General features: G+C 44.3%; 15 protein-coding genes and 1 pseudogene. 6 read left to right on the forward strand and 10 right to left on the reverse strand.

The window, feature by feature from the left end:
* Nucleotides 1-9: 9 nt before the first annotated feature.
* The 7 genes from AC1DLI_RS08675 to AC1DLI_RS08705 all read right to left on the reverse strand — a co-directional run bounded on the left by AC1DLI_RS08675 (nt 10) and on the right by AC1DLI_RS08705 (nt 6810).
* Nucleotides 10-1305, reverse strand: a complete 1296-nt coding sequence (locus tag AC1DLI_RS08675) for a TolC family protein (RefSeq protein WP_477601528.1) — start codon at nt 1303-1305, stop codon at nt 10-12.
* 13 nt (nt 1306-1318) lie between these two features.
* Nucleotides 1319-2977: a beta-barrel domain-containing protein gene (locus AC1DLI_RS08680; RefSeq protein ID WP_477601530.1), complete on the reverse strand. Its 1659-nt coding sequence runs from the start codon at nt 2975-2977 to the stop codon at nt 1319-1321.
* Nucleotides 2978-2981: 4 nt separating this feature from the next.
* Entirely contained in the window at nt 2982-5195 is a 2214-nt protein-coding gene (locus tag AC1DLI_RS08685) for a peptidase domain-containing ABC transporter (RefSeq protein WP_477601532.1), read from the reverse strand.
* Nucleotides 5196-5369: 174 nt separating this feature from the next.
* A complete protein-coding gene (locus tag AC1DLI_RS08690) occupies nt 5370-5555 on the reverse strand; it encodes a hypothetical protein (RefSeq protein ID WP_477601534.1) in 186 nt (61 codons plus the stop codon).
* Nucleotides 5556-5682: 127 nt separating this feature from the next.
* The gene (locus tag AC1DLI_RS08695; protein ID WP_477601536.1) at nt 5683-5937 is read right to left on the reverse strand and encodes a hypothetical protein; all 255 of its coding nucleotides are present in this window, start codon (nt 5935-5937) and stop codon (nt 5683-5685) included.
* Nucleotides 5938-5961: 24 nt separating this feature from the next.
* A complete protein-coding gene (locus AC1DLI_RS08700; RefSeq protein ID WP_477601538.1) occupies nt 5962-6231 on the reverse strand; it encodes a hypothetical protein in 270 nt (89 codons plus the stop codon).
* 102 nt (nt 6232-6333) lie between these two features.
* Nucleotides 6334-6810 (reverse strand): GyrI-like domain-containing protein, encoded by a 477-nt coding sequence (locus AC1DLI_RS08705; protein ID WP_477601539.1) that lies wholly within the window; start codon nt 6808-6810, stop codon nt 6334-6336.
* Between the two features lie 768 nt (nt 6811-7578).
* Between AC1DLI_RS08705 and AC1DLI_RS08710 the strand changes: the two genes are divergently transcribed.
* The 4 genes and pseudogenes from AC1DLI_RS08710 to AC1DLI_RS08725 form a co-directional block, all read left to right on the forward strand.
* On the forward strand, nt 7579-8244 hold the full coding sequence (locus AC1DLI_RS08710; RefSeq protein ID WP_477602339.1) for a DUF6444 domain-containing protein: 666 nt from the start codon (nt 7579-7581) through the stop codon (nt 8242-8244).
* Nucleotides 8238-8375, forward strand: coding sequence for a hypothetical protein (locus tag AC1DLI_RS08715; RefSeq protein WP_477602341.1), 138 nt, complete (start codon nt 8238-8240; stop codon nt 8373-8375). The genes AC1DLI_RS08710 and AC1DLI_RS08715 overlap by 7 nt, the downstream gene beginning before the upstream one ends.
* An 829-nt stretch (nt 8376-9204) precedes the next feature.
* Nucleotides 9205-9831 carry a response regulator gene (locus tag AC1DLI_RS08720; RefSeq protein ID WP_477601541.1) on the forward strand — a complete coding sequence of 209 codons (627 nt, stop codon included), beginning with the start codon at nt 9205-9207 and terminating at the stop codon, nt 9829-9831.
* Nucleotides 9832-9923: 92 nt separating this feature from the next.
* A pseudogene (locus AC1DLI_RS08725) lies at nt 9924-10094 on the forward strand (hypothetical protein); the annotation flags it as partial.
* A 45-nt stretch (nt 10095-10139) separates the two neighbouring features.
* On the opposite strand, the gene AC1DLI_RS08730 reads toward AC1DLI_RS08725, so the two are convergent.
* Complete coding sequence (locus tag AC1DLI_RS08730; RefSeq protein ID WP_477601543.1) at nt 10140-10301, reverse strand: hypothetical protein; 162 nt, start codon at nt 10299-10301, stop codon at nt 10140-10142.
* 560 nt (nt 10302-10861) lie between these two features.
* Between AC1DLI_RS08730 and AC1DLI_RS08735 the strand changes: the two genes are divergently transcribed.
* Nucleotides 10862-11770 (forward strand): AraC family transcriptional regulator, encoded by a 909-nt coding sequence (locus AC1DLI_RS08735; RefSeq protein ID WP_477601545.1) that lies wholly within the window; start codon nt 10862-10864, stop codon nt 11768-11770.
* 36 nt (nt 11771-11806) lie between these two features.
* Here the strand turns inward: AC1DLI_RS08735 and AC1DLI_RS08740 are convergent, their stop codons facing one another.
* Together AC1DLI_RS08740 and AC1DLI_RS08745 are read right to left on the reverse strand one after the other, a co-directional pair.
* Nucleotides 11807-13504: a hypothetical protein gene (locus tag AC1DLI_RS08740; protein ID WP_477601547.1), complete on the reverse strand. Its 1698-nt coding sequence runs from the start codon at nt 13502-13504 to the stop codon at nt 11807-11809.
* Nucleotides 13497-14549: a glycoside hydrolase family 88/105 protein gene (locus AC1DLI_RS08745; protein ID WP_477601549.1), complete on the reverse strand. Its 1053-nt coding sequence runs from the start codon at nt 14547-14549 to the stop codon at nt 13497-13499. The genes AC1DLI_RS08740 and AC1DLI_RS08745 overlap by 8 nt, the downstream gene beginning before the upstream one ends.
* A 329-nt stretch (nt 14550-14878) precedes the next feature.
* Here AC1DLI_RS08745 and AC1DLI_RS08750 point away from each other — a divergent pair, with 329 nt between their 5' ends.
* On the forward strand, nt 14879-15778 hold the full coding sequence (locus tag AC1DLI_RS08750) for a LacI family DNA-binding transcriptional regulator (RefSeq protein WP_477602343.1): 900 nt from the start codon (nt 14879-14881) through the stop codon (nt 15776-15778).
* The last annotated feature ends 1 nt before the right edge of the window (nt 15779 follow it).

The following is a 15779-nucleotide window of genomic DNA, read 5'->3' on the forward strand; positions in this document are numbered from 1 at the left end:
CAAACTGTGTCAAACTGCCGTTCCTAGTAATATACCTTTACTAGCCAGTGCTTGTTTCTCTTGAAATATCCCATAGCTCAAATTCGCATTATCAATAGCTAGATTCAGCTTAGCTAGCTCAAGCTGCAAATCCTCCAAATTTCTCACCGTAATACGACCATTTCGCAATAATGTTTCATAATCTTGTATATTCTGGATTAATTCTACTTTTTCTTGAGCGAGCCGCTTAGCTTCAGCAAAGAGTGAGTTTCCTTCCTGCTCTAATTGCATCAGCCTTAGCTCTAATTGCTGCTTTCTAATCGCCTTCTCTTCCTTCTTATCATTCCAAACCCTTAAATAATAGCTAGATAGAGTCAAATTTGTCTTGGATACAGAATCGTAATTATCCTTGGCAAGCTTTATGACCTCATCTGCTTGACGAAGCTCATAGTTGTCCTCAAGCTTTACCGTTAAATGCGAATAACCTTCATTCGGCAGCTTCAAATTAACTTCTTTAATGACTACTTCTTGTTTAGTATCAATTCCGAGCTCCGATTTAAACAGCTTCAATTGAAGTTCATACTGAAGCCTCATATGATTGCTTATGCTTTGCTCTTTCAGTGATTTTGATTTCGCTTGCTCCAGCTCGCTCTCCGTTATCTTCCCGTTTTTGAACAGAAGAATAGCATCCTGGACACGATTATCCAAGTATTTCGCTTCAAGCTCCGCAGATTTTAAGCTGTTACCCGTATTCAAAAGTCGGTAATATTGTTGAACCGCATAAAACTCAACAAGATTCTTCGTTTTTTCAAGCTCCAAAGACGCAATTGTCTTGTCAGACGCTAAAGCACGTATATTATCGCTTAATGAAACAAGATTAATCGTTTTTTCCTTCAGCATGGCGTTGAACTGCTCCGAATTCTGAGCATCCAGAAACTGATTGAATGAGTGATTAATCATACTCTGAATCATAATCATTTGATCAGCTTCTGCTTTTTCTTCGTCAGATAGTTGATCATAATTCGGAATTTGCTCCAAAAGCTCCTCAGGCAACGTAGGAAGATGACTTGGAGTGGGCCTTTCTCCTACTTCTGACGTCATATTTTTTTGTATTTGCGCATAATCCAGCTGCGATTCGCTAGATCGAAGCCTTAACTGAGCAAGCTTTACGTCAATATAATTTTTTAGAGCTAAATCAATGACAGACTCCTTCGACAATACCCGCACAGCAGCGACTTCATTATCACTTCCGTCTGCCTGTAAAGGCAGTACAGCACTGCTAATAAATACGCTCATAAAGAGGATGAGCCATAATTTATAACGCACACAATCCCCCTCTTTACTCTCGTAGATTGATTTTCTCAAGCACATACTGAATGATTTTCTTCGAATCGGTTATGACATACGCTTCTGCCGTCATACCGACCCGAATTTCGCCACGCTCTCCTTTTCGATTTGTTAACGGCTCGTTTGCTATGGAAGCCTCAACAACATAGTAGCTCAGCCCATCCTGTTGAACGACTGCATCGGTACTGATTGAAGTGACCACACCGGTTAATGAACCGAAGCTTTGTTTAGGAAAAGCCTGAAAATTCAACTCCACCTTATTCCCTAATGCAATCTTGCCGATTTCATGATTGGGAACGGCTATGCTTATTTTGTATTTCGTCTCATTGGATGGAATAATGGATAATAAAGCCTCACCCGCCTGAACAATCCCTCCCGTATTCATCTCCTTCAAGACATTGACCGTTCCGGAAACAGGGGATGTTAGCGTTCGTTTATCTATCGCCACCTCTAGCTGCTCTGCATTCTCGTTCAATGTGTCCAAACTTTTTTTCTTTTCTTCCATTGTCATTTGAATTTGAACCACACGATCGAGCTTATATTTCTCCAAGGCTGTAATCTCTGACTGATTTGTTAACTCTCCTTGATTCGTCAAGCTCTGCTGCTTGTCCGCCAATTGCTGCTGCTGCAGCATTAATGATTCCAGCTCCAATGCAGCAGGACTGTGCTTCTCATTTAACAGTGACAAACTGTTATTTAGCTCACCGAGTTGATATTCGTAATCAAAAATATTACTTTCTACCCCTAGCATGGCTTCTTGCTGATATTGGCTGAGCTGAAGCTTTGCGGCCTCAAGCTTTGCAAGCTCCTCCTCCAACTGCGCTTTTGGCACAAAACGCTCCCCGAGCTCCACAGAGCGTTCATATACCGCTTTGCTTTCACCCACCGCAGCATCCAATTGTTCTAACCGAAGCACATATTGCCCAAACTGTGCCGTTCTTTTTTTGTCCGAGGACGATATCTTATTTGTCTTTGATTGCATAGAAAGCTTTAGTTTTCTCTCTTGTTCCAAATCCGAAGTGAGCAGCTTGATCTTCCTATTCAATGCTTTTTTGTCCTGTAATACTTTTTGCTCGCTGGATCGCATACTTACCTTCAATGAATCTTGAGATTGGATCGTTTCTGTCTTGGCACTGATCATTTGTTGATCAGCGGACTGAAACTCCAATTCTTTCTGATGATATTCGAGGTGGAATTGCTCAACCAGATCATAGTAGAAGCTCTCCTCTGATTTTCCGGCTGCAAATAGGTTTTTTCCACTTTCGATGCTCTTCTTGTAGCGCTGAAGCAGCTCCAGATCAAGCTTAAGCTTGTTCATTTCCGCTTCGCGATTACTCAGCTCTATTTGGAGCTCCTGCTGATCTAAGCTAATGAGTACTGTTCCGGCATCAACGTGCATGCCTTCTTTTACGTAGACCTTTTCAACCTGACCTAGAGAAGAAGTCTGTATGGTGCTTACCTTTTCGTTCGGCCTAACAACACCGGGAGCCTTTGCCACCTCATCGATTTCACCGATAAAGGACCATGTTAGAGCTGATACAATTAAAACTAGAAGAATGACAATAAATGCAGTAATGGCAGGACTCGTTCGAGCCTCCATCATTTCCCTGCTATCTGACATATCCGACATATTTCGAACAATCGCTCTCATGATGCTATATGACACCTACCCCTACTGCAAACTGAGGCTGCGCAGGAAGCGCATTTTCCAGCCCTGGCAATTGGTCCTTCCACAGCTCATAATATCTGCCTCTCACCGCAAGCAGATCCAAATGTGATCCTTGTTCAATAATTCGCCCTTGATCCATAACATAAATTCGGTCACAGCGCATAATGGTGCTTAGTCGGTGGGCAATAATGATCGTCGTCATATCTTGAAAGCTATTAATGGTCTCTGACACTGCTTTCTCCGTCGTTGAATCCAAATTACTCGTCGCTTCATCCATAATAAGAATGTCAGGCTTCTTCAAAATCGCTCTGGCAATAGCTAACCGCTGCTTCTGCCCCCCAGATATGTTCGTCGCGTTCTCTTCCAGCATCGTATTGTAGCGAAGTGGAAATTGGTTGATAAAGTCATGCGCCTGTGCGGTTTTGCATGCCTCCGTAATAAGCTCCAAGTCCGTTCCTTCCTCAACGCCCAAACATAAATTATCTCGAATCGTACCGCTAAAAAAGAATGTATCCTGCGGGATATAAGCAATTCTCTCCCTTAGCGAGTCCAAATGAATATCCTTAATATTATGATCATTTATTAAAATTTCGCCTTTTTCATGGTTGTAAAATTGCATAAGCAGTTTAATCAGCGTCGTTTTTCCCGAACCGCTTTCGCCTACAAAGGCGATCTTCTCACCTTGTTTAATGGTCATAGCAATTTTTTGAAGAACTAATGCTCTTGTGCCATAACGGAAATCTACGTCAATTAATCGTATATCGCCTTTTAAGGAGCTAGGCTGCAGCTTTTTGTCCTCATCCTCGGATTTTTCCGTATCAAGATCAAGAATTTCTCCAAGACGATCCGCCGCAACTACTGCCGTCTGTAGAGTTGGCTGCAGATTAATCAGATTTTGAATTGGATCTAGAAAATAAGCCAGCAACGCATTGTATGTAATGAGTTGCCCCATCGACATGTTTCCTTTGATAACCTGAATTGCACCCACCCACAATATGACTACACCGCCAACCACTTGGACCAATCCCTTTAGGGAGCCTTGTACATTATTCATAAATCCGAACTTAAAAACCGACTTGAGAAAATCAACAAACTTTTTCTCTGTCTCGATGTTAGCTTTAGACTCGGCATGATATGCTTTCACTGTCTCAATTCCATCGATTGACTCCACAATATAAGAAGTAAGCTGTGCGTTCTTCTCCATCTGCTCACGATTCAATTTATCGAATGGTTTATGAAAGCCCCATATTAAAGCCAGATACAAAGGAATCATGAGTATTGTCACACCGAACAAGAGAGAGCTTTGCGAATAAAGAATGATACCTCCAGCAATAACCATAATGATATCAATCATAATAGTCAGTGTTGCGCTCGATATGGCATCTCGCACCTTGGAGGCGTCCATTAGTCTGGAAATAATTTCTCCCGTTTTACGTGTGCCAAAGAAATTCATAGGCAACTTGAGTACGTGATGGTAGTATCCGAGAATGAGCGATATATCTAGCTTTTGGCTTAAAAATATGAGAAGATGGCTTCGAAAGGCGTTAAGTAAAATTTGAAATAGGTATAAAACAATAATACCAATTGAAAGGATATGTAACGTCTTCTGCAACCCATAAGGAAGTATTTCATCTAATAGAAATTGGAAATAAAAAGCACCAAATATGCCTAAAATCGTATAGAGAATTGACGCTAAAAATATCCCCAGAAGCATTCTTTTCTGTGGAATTAAGAGACCGAAGAATCGCGAGAACAACCCCTTTGTGTGATCACCTTTTTGAAATTGTGGTGTGGGTACCATAAGGATAAGAATACCTGTCCATATTTCAAAAAATTTCTCCGGCGTATATTTGACAAGCCCTTTTGCCGGATCGGCAATAAGAACTTCTTTTTTCGATATTTTATGAATGACTACGTAATGAAGCAATGTTTGGTCAATAACAACGTGGGCAATTGCTGGCAGCGGGAACTCTTCAAAAAAAGCTTCTTGATTGCCTTTTACACCTTTGGCTGTAAAGCCTAGTTTCTCGGCGGCTTTAATTACTCCATAGGCGTTAGTTCCTTGGTTATCTGTTCCGGCAACCTCACGAATTTTGGAGATTGGATATTTTAATCCATATTGCTGGGTAATGGTAGCTAGACAAGCTGCACCGCAATCCTTCATATCCTGTTGCTTAATCGAGTAGAACTTTTTAAACAACGTGTCGTACCCCTTGCTACTATTATTTATACTTAATATTTAGACCACGGCGAATTAAATAACCATATATTACCACGTGTATTAACAATGAGAATTGGGATAGGCACAGTACACATCCATCTCGTGAAGCTTAAGTTTGTTGACATGCCCTAGCTTAACCTTTATTTCACACTGTTATTTATTGATGTTTTTCATTTCTATTTTATAACCAATAAAAACAATAATGAATGAGATTGTAACTACAATAAACGCTACTCCAACTGCAGGAACTTTGAAAGCAAAATAGTTAACTCCCGTCGTAATAAATCCTATAAAAGACATTAACAAAGAAAATTTAAAAGTTTTAATTTTTTTTTCCATTATCCTCATTACCTCCGATAAAATAGAGTTCCAATAACTCATGGACTAAATTAATGTTGAAAAAAATTGTGCAAGAAGGAATCATAATGAATTCCTTCTTGCATACAAAACATATCCGGATTAATAACTATCTGCTTGTTGCAATCTGAGCAGCGCCTCCACCAATAATTCCTATTCCGCTTACTATCAATCCATATCCTCCATATTTGGTTACCATTGTAGGTTCGGGAACAGCTAATAATGCTACTCCACCAACAACAGTCGCTACTCCTCCAACTACCGTAGCTATACCACCAATAACTCCCCAAATACCACCTGCATTTATTTCGGACAGTGTGAATTCATTTAATTCAATAAAACCATGGGAAATAGATAGTTCCATATTTTTCACCTCTTCTTATTTTAATTATTTTTTTGTAGCATAATCTAACATGGATGCACCTGCTGATACCATACCACTTGCCGCAGCAACGCCTGCTGCTACGCCTACAAGCGGCGTACCTACAAAGCTACCGCCAATTCCCGCAACTACGCCTACAAGTGGAGCAGCTCCAATAGCAACGGCTCCCGCTGTCGCCACAATGGCTTTCCAAAGGCCTCCACCATCTACGAACATCATTTCGTCACTTGACAATTCAATAAAATGATTATTTTTCAACATCAGTGCACTTGTCATTTTCAATTCTCCTTTATTCTTTACTTCATTTATATATTTCAACTGTAAGCCTGGCACATAGGCTAGCACTATGCAGCAAGGAATTACAACTAAAATCATCATTTATAAGATTGATGGATTCACTCCTATATAAACATCCACAATCATTTCATCCATGGATTGCCCCGGATTTAAGTCAACAACATTTACATTGTAAGCTGCTGTTATCGGTTGCAATCCCTTCTCGCTAATATACTGATTTAACTCGTTATATGTATTCTGTAACGTATTAGGATTGCCCTCATGTCTAGCATAAACTGTATTCATGAGGTGAAAGACGTCTTTAAGTTTATATTTACCAGACAATTTCGCAGGCTTGTCTATTGGAACCAAAATCTCCATATCTAATAGTGGCTGTTCAAATGATTCCTCAATTGCAAAGGTAGCAGTTACAATGGGACCATTTTTTTTAAAACTATTCTGCTCAAGGAAATTACCAATACTCATCATTTCCTGATGTATTTCTGCTTGAGTCATTTTCTTTCTCAATGACAACACATTCTCAATTTTAAACTCTTTTCCTATTTCCATTATTCTCATATGTAAATTTATTCTCCCTTCAATTAATACTCGAGTTTTGGCTAGTCATCCACTATCGAGTTCCAATAAATCTTCAAAATTAAGAAATATAAAATCCCTCTATAATTGTCATTGGACGAACACCATCGTGGAAGGACGCCACAATCGGATCAAAGCCTATCAGCGCCGTCCCTTTTCACTCGAAACCGTATCTAGCTCTTTTTGTTACTTCAAGTAACATTTTAGTTACTTCTAGGCTTTTTGTTAACTACCCCAAAGGGTAGGTTTTTAGAGTCATGTAATTGCCCGTGTGAAACATACTGCTAAACGACGTCAAGCCAGATATAGCGACCTGAAGAGTGATCTATTGAACTTCGGGATTTTTTGGAATTAGCCTGCTGTTATCAGCAGAATTTCACTTTTTGTGACTACATTTAATAAACCAATATTTGTTTATTTCTACTAGTATGTTTCTTCATGAATTAACCGTTCTCCTTGACTAGTATTTTACCTCATCATCCAAATGATGTAAGTCCTATCTTTTTTAGTTTTTTATTATTAAACTATGATTGTTACTACTTAGGTCTCCTCAATACTGGGGAGATTTTTTTTGTCTTAAAATAAGGATTTTCAGATCTGCTTGTCGAATTAGTCATTATTACCAGCGCAATGAAGGGAGCCTTGCAAATGGAAATAACTCGGGAAGAAGTCAATACCATATGCAAAGGTGATCAAGAGATTGCCCGTTTTGTTCATGCCTTACTTGAACAAAACCAGCAATTGTAGACACTGGTTGAAAAACAAGCAAAACGTTTTGAGCAATTAGAGAACCGTGTCCATGAGTTGGAACGGCAGCTTGGAAAAAATAGCAATAACAGCAGTAAGCCGCCTTCCAGTGACGGACTGCGCAAACCTATGAATTCACGGCGGATAGGCGGTAAGAAGGGCGCCCCCAAAGGGCACCAAGGTCATACCCTTGCATTTACGACACAGCCCGACGAAATCGTCGTTCACCATTTAGCGACATGTCTCCGGTGTGCTTCTTCATTAGCAAATGCAACGGGCATGGACTATGAGAGGCGACAAGTCTTCGATCTTCCCGCCCCTGCTATCCGAGTAACCGAGCATCGCGCAGAAAAGAAATGCTGTCAGGTATGCGGACTAGAGCAGAGAGCCGCGTTTCCAAAACAGGTAAGTGCCCCGATGCAGTATGGTGACGGAATCATGTACTATGCAACGCCCATTTACTGCGGGAGTGCCTGGGGATTACCGAGCATGACGGGCAAACATGGTCACAGCAAATGGTCGAATTGCTGCAAGAGAGCTGGAGGCTTGCAAAGTCTTTTAGAGCGGAGCAAATGGCCATTCCCGAAGATGTTCTTGGCGCTATTCGGGACCATTACGATTACATTCCGTTTGATAATAACCAAGCTGAACGAGACCTTCGGATGGTGAAGGTAAAACAAAAGATCTCCGGCTCATTTCGAACGATGTCGGGTGCCATATATTCGCTAGAATGCGGAGCGTTATTTCCACCCTCATTAAACAACAGATTTCTGTACTATCCTCACTCACTTCTGCACTAAGTGGTCAACTTCAATTTTAATGAATCGGAGCTAAGTAGTAACCTTTTTTGTCAGTAATGAAAAACTTTGCATCAATTGTGCAATATTATCCGATGTTTCATTTAGATTTAAATGCTCATTTCACAGGCGATTTTTCAGGTGAAGCTAGTCTGACCACTTCCATTCTATTGCTTATGATGACTAGTGTTATATGCGTAGGATGCAGCTTATGGAGGATAAAGACAAGGGATTTCTCGTAAATAAATAGACAGAACGGTAGAAGAGCTGTCTCTCCCTGACCAGATGCATACAGCTGATAAGAGGTGCAGGATTGGCATACAGACAAATAAGGAGCGGCCCACTAACCCGAGGACGCTCCTTATTCTATAGTCGATGAGCGCTTAAATTAGAAAGCCGCTACCTAGGGATTACTGTTTTGCTTGGCTTCCTTTTTAATTTTCAACCATTGGCTAAAAAATAGCAGAAGACAGCCTAAAAAGAGCAGAAGTCGGAAGTACGATATTTCACTGTGATCCATCCATCCTGCTATTAAATCATACCCATACACAAGACTTAATCCCCCGCCGATCATCATCCATATTTTATGATGCATGTCCTAGTCCCCTTTGATAAGGTTGTCACGAACAATATATACCAATTCAGCCGGTGTGATCAACCACATGTAATATCCATATATCTACATTTGGACCACGCAAAACCACTTTCGGAAAATACCAATCTATTTTTCGTTGCTTGCGGTCTATTGTGTCAAATATACTTTATCTACAAATAGGAAATAAGTCCCTGATTCTAAAGTATTGGTACCCTAAAATAAGCAAGGAGTGACCTCATGCAGCTCATACGTATATTAATTGTAGAAACTGATCCAGTATGGCAGAAATGTATTTCCAACTACTTGTCACTTATAGAAAATTTTCAAATCATCGATTGCGTGGATAGTAAGAAAAGCGCAATAGAACAACTCCCGCATGCCGACCTTGTACTAATGAAACTACATCACTCCGACAACAAGCTTGACGGCATCGAATTAGCAATGGAAATGAACGTTATTAAACCAACAAAAATTATTCTAATGACAGAGGACACAAAGAGAGAAACCATTCTAAAGGCATATAATGCGGGGGCCGTACATTGTTTACCCCAAACCAACTATTATGAATTACCCCATATCATTAGAACTGTCGTACTAAATGGAAATCCAATTGAAGTACTACTAGAAGATTATGCCAAGCTGAAAAAAGACGCCATTCTTAACCAATTATCGCCATCTGAGAGAGAAATCTTCGAATTACTGGAACGAGGTTTTACGCAAATCAGCATCACCCAAACTTTACATAAAGCAGAGAGTACTGTGAAAAACCAAGTGAGCAGTATTTTAAAAAAGATGAAAGTTCGTACCACCAAGCAAGCCATTGAAAAAATAAAATCCAATTACTATAGTAGTGAATACGCATGAAAAATAGTAGAAATAACATAATGAAGCTGTCCATTCCTCGTAATAGAATACATTATTCAATTGGGAATGATGGTGTATAGCTCAATAATAAGCTTATTCCTTGGAAGAATATTGTCCTTTATAATTTGAAGGAGTCTGATCGTTTCGATAATAGGTTCTCGTTAGAAATAAAGACAAATCATCAAATATTACGAGGGATTATCCACGCTGATTCGAAAACCAGAGTACTTGATTTACTTCAAAATAACATCAAGCAGCTTTAATGGGCATATGAGTGCTGACTGCAGACCACCCCGGTCCCCTTTGATTTATGTAGATAACTCTGAGACCAGCTCGCCGCTCTCCAACAGCATGCGATCCTTCGTATGAGCTTCGATAATCCGTTTGACGAGCAGCTCGAACGCTTGCTCAATGACCTCATCTTGCCTTGCAAAATTTTCGGCCGTCAGCAGGTTGCCCGGATCGATCACAACGCCGATTGAAGCCTTCGTTCATTCCTCATTTCGGTTACCAAGTTTTTGTCCTCGAGCATCTTCGGACCCCTTATTGTCTCGGCATTGTCCTCATCAACAAGGATTGGCCGTTTGCTGTGAAACTCTGGATGACGAATTTATCTGCCATCACGATCTTGCTTATGAATGAATATTCGGATCAAGGACCTGAGCCCGGGATCCTGCAACGCTATTCCGTTCTTACCTGTTTCTTCTCTTAACGAATCCGACGATAGGAGTCACTGAATGGGTCAATGAGTTAAAAATCACACCCATCTACGCAATTCTGAGCGGGTTCTCTCCAGATGATCTGACCGGAGTCAGGACGTTCTATGATTTCTTCGAACGCCTTTGGCCAGCATTCGATAAGAACCTGAGGCCTATCCTGCAGCGCAAACGCAAAGGCAGGAAGAAAGGCAAGAAGAGCTACACGATGAAAGGCGGAGCTATGTGGGAGGAAAAACGTTTATTTTTGTCTGACAGTTGAAACCAATGCTATGATTAAGATACATCCATCATTTCGCCTGGGAGGAAGCCGCATGACAAGCGAACGATTCGAACAGCCGGTCAACTCTGTCCTTGACGAGTTCACGAACCTGTTTTTGGCTGAATATCCGGTTCATTGCGAGCTTCGGATGGGACCGCTTGGCCGCAAGGAGCTGCACCATCACGATGGCTATGAAATTTATCTATGCTTACGCGGTACCGGCTCCTATATTGTGGAGGAGAATCTCTACCCGCTGCATGCAGGAACGCTCACCGTCATCGCTCCGCATGTGCTGCATCATCCGTTTTCCAAGCCGGGACAGGATTTTGACCGTTACGTGCTGTCCGTAAGCGACTCGTACTTGAATCGCCTCGACCAATCCTGTCCGGACATGAAGGAAGGAATCGGCAGCCTCCTGACGGACGGAGCGTCCGGCAGCCATTATTTCCTTCCTGCTCCGCAATTCGAGCATGCACGGCTGCTGCTGGAGGAGCTCAGCACTTCGCTCGCCTCGAACCAGCCTTGGCGAGAGCTCTCGATGCTGCGCTGCATGTCGGAGCTTGCGCTGCTCATAATAAGAAAGCATGAGGAACCGCTTGCGCAGCGGGAAATAATCTCCACCGATGAGAGGCTGATCGGAGACGTTGTCGCTTATCTAGTAGCCGCATACCGCGATGAGCTGCATATTGACGATCTGCTTCGTAAATTTCCTGTGTCGCGCTCCCGCCTGTTTCGTTTGTTTAAGGAAACGACCGGTTATTCGATCAAGCGTTTCTTGAATGAATACCGGCTGAACAAAGCAAAAGGACTGCTCGCCCAGACCTCCTTGCCTATGATAGACGTTGCCGGACAAACCGGCTTTGGAGATCTTTCGCATTTTTTTCACCAATTCCGCACTTCGACTGGAATGACACCGATGTCTTATCGGCGGCAGGCCGCGCTTAGCAGAACGCAAGGGTAAACGATTATCGCGGCTGCCTCCTGAAGCGGTTTAAGCCTATACATGATTAGGGTAAAGCCGAGCAACCGGAAGCTTCACCTCGTTGGTCCGGTATCGTTCCGTTGTTTGTCCCGGGGCGACGGATAACGCGACCGAAACAGTTTCGCCATCCATTTCGGCCGAAGCCTTGACGAGGTCCCCTTCCTGGCAGATCTGCGCGGCCGGCAGCTGCCCGGACTCATTCAGCCCGAGCTGGAACAGCCACACCGATTCCTGAACCGCATGAAAATCGAATTCGCGCTCATCCCCGCTATACAATACATAATCCGCATGAATCGCGTCATCCGTACGTTCGCAGCGCAGCTCCAGCTCCCCGTAATCGGAACGCTCATGAAGCAGCTTAACCGCCAGACTAGCCTCTCCAAGCCGCAGCTGCCATGCTTTGCCTTCATGTACCTCCGGCAACTCCAGCCCAGTCGTCACGCCGCCGATTTTCAAACGAATCCTTAGATCGCTTGACCGGAATCTACCGTTGATTTGATCCAGATCCGAGTGCCATGCTCCGTTATCCGTCAGTAAATTAAAACCGAACAGCACGTTCGTGCGCGCTTGTACGCCAGCAAACATCGCCGAGCAGAAATCACCGCCGTCCTTCAAAAATTGAAGCTGAACGTATACCGGCTCTCCTTCGACATTCACATAAGCGAGCATGTTCCGCCGCTGATTCCACATGACGCCTTTGCTGAATGTGCCCAGAGACAAGCGTTTATTCTGGAATAACGTCGCATAGACCTGATAGCCGGTGTCCGCCTCCATCAGTGTGGCTTCCGTCAGATAGCGGGTTTGAGCCGTTTGAAATAATCCGCGGTACGCCTTCGGACAACGGATGTTTTCTCCGAATTCGAAGCTTTCCTCGAGAAGCGCTTCGTACAGAAACTTGCGGTCATCCGGCTGCAGCAGCGTGCTGTAAGTCCGGCTGTGCGGCCCGCTCCACTCTCCCGTGCCAGCATGAAAATGCTCACCGGCCATTTTCCAAGCGAGCTCGATCAGCTCATTCGCGTAAGCAACTGCCTCCGCAGACGCCGAGCAGACGGCAATGCTGTGCAGCTCGCGGATCGAAATCGGCGTATAGCAAGGGCTGTTATATTCCGAAAACGTACCGATTCCTAACGTGAAATCATAAAACCGTTTGATGCGGGCCAGGCCGTACGCCTTATATTCATCATCTTGCAAAAGCTCGCCGCCGACCAGCGTAACGAATGCGCCCATGATCGCAATATTCGTGTAATGCGGACCTACGTTTCGTATAATGATAGCCCTGCACGCATGGGAAATCGCCGCTTCAATCTGCTCCGCCAGCTCCGTCCGCAGATGCTCCCTATGCTTCATCAATATAAGGATAAGCCGTTTGCCGTGAAAATCAGCCATGTTCCAGTCGGGCCGGTCCATTTGCTCAAGCGGCTCCTCGAAGAAATACGGCCATATCCCATAGGTGTCCGAGGCCGGATTCTTGTCCTGCAGCGGGACCACCCGCTCTAAAATCCCATTGGCTCTCGCAATATGCTCAGCCTCCCCCGATTCAAGCAAGTCGTAGGCGTAGCTGGCTGCTGAAAGCAGCGCATAGACCTCAGGGTGTTCGCTGCTCTTCAGCGCTGTATGGTAGGTAGCCGTTAGCGGCGTTCGGATGAGCTGCAGCGTCTCGTCATACGCTGCCGTTTGTCTTCGAATTCTTTCATCCAGCTGTTCTCTATTCATGAGACGATTCCCCTCTCCAAAGTGCTTCCGACAGAAGCATCAGCACTAATCCTTGCCCATAAAGCGTAGCATAGGTTGGTATGGCATTATACGCCTCAACGCTCTCCATCACCGGTGTTCCTCCAGATACGCCGGCCACGATGCCGTCTTCGCCAATATTCTCAATAATCGCCTTCAGCGCACGGCGAGCGGCTGTCTCGTAGCGCTCCTCCGGCAGAAGCCAGCCGCCATCGCTTGCCTTCCATAGCCCATATGCGATGCCTGCGCTTCCGGACACTTCGCGGTAATAATCCGGCTGATCGAGCACCGTACTCCACAAGCCGTCCTTGCGCTGAAACCGAACAAGTCCGTCCATCAAGCGGCGGTAGCGCGCCAACAGCTCCTCCGACACCTGCACGAGCGGCGCGATTTCCTTCAATATCATCGGCACGCCAGCAGCAATCCAGGCATTCGCCCTCGTCCAGCGTGCTGCGGACATATGGTTCGCGGTACTGCAGTTCCAGCCGTGGAACAGGACGCCGCTCTCTCTGTCCTCAAGCAGCGTCAAGTGAAGAAGCATCTGCTTCTGCGCTTCCTGCGCATAGGCTTCATTTTCGAGCATTGATGCCGTCCTCGCTAAAAAAAGCACAGCCATAAATACCGTATCCGCCCATACCTGCTCGGAGAATTCCACATTCTCAGTCACCGTATGCTCGAATGCCTGCTCTCTTGTGCGCGGCGCTTCCTCCATTAGCCACTTAGCGACACGCGCAGCCTCTTCCTTAAAGCCGTTATCTCCCGACACCTGGTACAAGGCGGGGAAAATCGCAAACGGGGCAATCGCGTTAATGACGAGCTCTGCCTCCTTTGCCATTTTGTTGCGCGCCGCCCATTCGGCCAAAAAACCTATAATAGCCGGATCGCCGGTCGTTTCGTAATAGTCCAGCAAACCAATGACGCCTACGCCCGGAACCCAATCCCACTTGTGAATGTCCATTCCCCAGTTACCGGTATAATCCCGCTTCATCTCGTTCCATACGTTCTCTGCATGTTGTTTTAACGACAATGCCCTCACGCCTTTCCCTTGATAATATGGTTATATTACCACTCTGATAGGGCTTAGCTCTTGGGCATGCGTCTTAAAAAAGCGGGGAAAAGTCCAGCTAATACTAACCGTGTCTTGCAGCAACGAATGCCCTTCTCCTCAATGCCGCGAAGCTCCGATTGCCCCTAGACAAAGGAGCCTGTCCCGTGTGATAATGACTTAAACGTTTAAGTCATTGATTGCGCTTTTGACAGCAGTGGCTGCTGCTCTTGGATGGCACTGTTAGCTTACTAGGCCGCATCGATTGATGAGGGAGCTGTTTTCACATTAAAAAAGCTACGCTTAAGGATATTGCAAAGCTTTCAGACGTTTCTGTCGCAACAGTCAGCTACGTACTCAATAACGTCACCAAGCAAACCATTCCCGACGAGACTAGATCCCGCGTGCTCGAAGCCGCGAAGCAATTAAATTATGTGCCTAATCTGGCCGCCAGATCGCTGGTGAAGCAAAAATCCGGCTTGATCGGCATTCTGATCAGCCGCGCAGAAAACGAAGGCTTTTGGCGACAGCTCCGTTACTCGCAATTTATAAACCGGCTGGAGCAGCTGCTCTCGAACTACGGCTACCACGTCGTATTATTTGGCCTCGATGCCGCAAGCCCAAAGCTCGATATCATCTCGGAACGCAAGCTTGACGGCGTATTCGTAGTCGATGTCAAAACGGAAAATTTCCACCTGATTTCAAGTCATTTTTCAGTTGGCGTACCGCTCATCGTGGTAGACAGCATCATCGACGATGCCTTATTTTATAAGGTTAACTATGATTACCTAGATGCTTTCGAAACGGTGCAGGCCACCACCTCCGTACAATACGAGTATGTGATCATTGATAATTTCAATAACAAAGAGCTCGTGGAGCATATTGCCACTGCTTCGAAAATGGGACCCGATTCTATTCATATTATGCAGAATGACCAAGCACTAGAGCTGTTTCTGAGAATGCACGAACATAAAAAAGGGATTATCCTGAACGAATTTGCAGCCATTTCGGCAGCCAAATATGTGGACCCTGCGAATTTAACGGTCATTTGCTCAGCAGGCTGTCCGGAGATCCTGCCTCTCTCCGCTGGCCGCTTCACTTTTGGAGATCGCAAGCCCGAAGCTGCTTTTCAGCTTATGCTGCAGCTGCTGAATGATTCAAAGAAAGGGCCGGAAAGCAGCTATATCTTAGTAAAAGCCGATAATGATTAAT

The organism is Paenibacillus sp. 01T443, from assembly GCF_056398325.1.

Bases quoted from the DNA above. Each gene is read 5' to 3' on its own strand.
- AC1DLI_RS08715 (WP_477602341.1), top strand. From the start codon at position 8,238: ATGGTGAAGGTAAAACAAAAGATCTCCGGCTCATTTCGAACGATGTCG.
- AC1DLI_RS08705 (WP_477601539.1), bottom strand. From the start codon at position 6,810: ATGAGAATAATGGAAATAGGAAAAGAGTTTAAAATTGAGAATGTGTTG.
- AC1DLI_RS08720 (WP_477601541.1), top strand. From the start codon at position 9,205: ATGCAGCTCATACGTATATTAATTGTAGAAACTGATCCAGTATGGCAG.
- AC1DLI_RS08735 (WP_477601545.1), top strand. From the start codon at position 10,862: ATGACAAGCGAACGATTCGAACAGCCGGTCAACTCTGTCCTTGACGAG.
- AC1DLI_RS08690 (WP_477601534.1), bottom strand. From the start codon at position 5,555: ATGGAAAAAAAAATTAAAACTTTTAAATTTTCTTTGTTAATGTCTTTT.
- AC1DLI_RS08700 (WP_477601538.1), bottom strand. From the start codon at position 6,231: ATGACAAGTGCACTGATGTTGAAAAATAATCATTTTATTGAATTGTCA.
- AC1DLI_RS08695 (WP_477601536.1), bottom strand. From the start codon at position 5,937: ATGGAACTATCTATTTCCCATGGTTTTATTGAATTAAATGAATTCACA.
- AC1DLI_RS08680 (WP_477601530.1), bottom strand. From the start codon at position 2,977: ATGAGAGCGATTGTTCGAAATATGTCGGATATGTCAGATAGCAGGGAA.
- AC1DLI_RS08740 (WP_477601547.1), bottom strand. From the start codon at position 13,504: ATGAATAGAGAACAGCTGGATGAAAGAATTCGAAGACAAACGGCAGCG.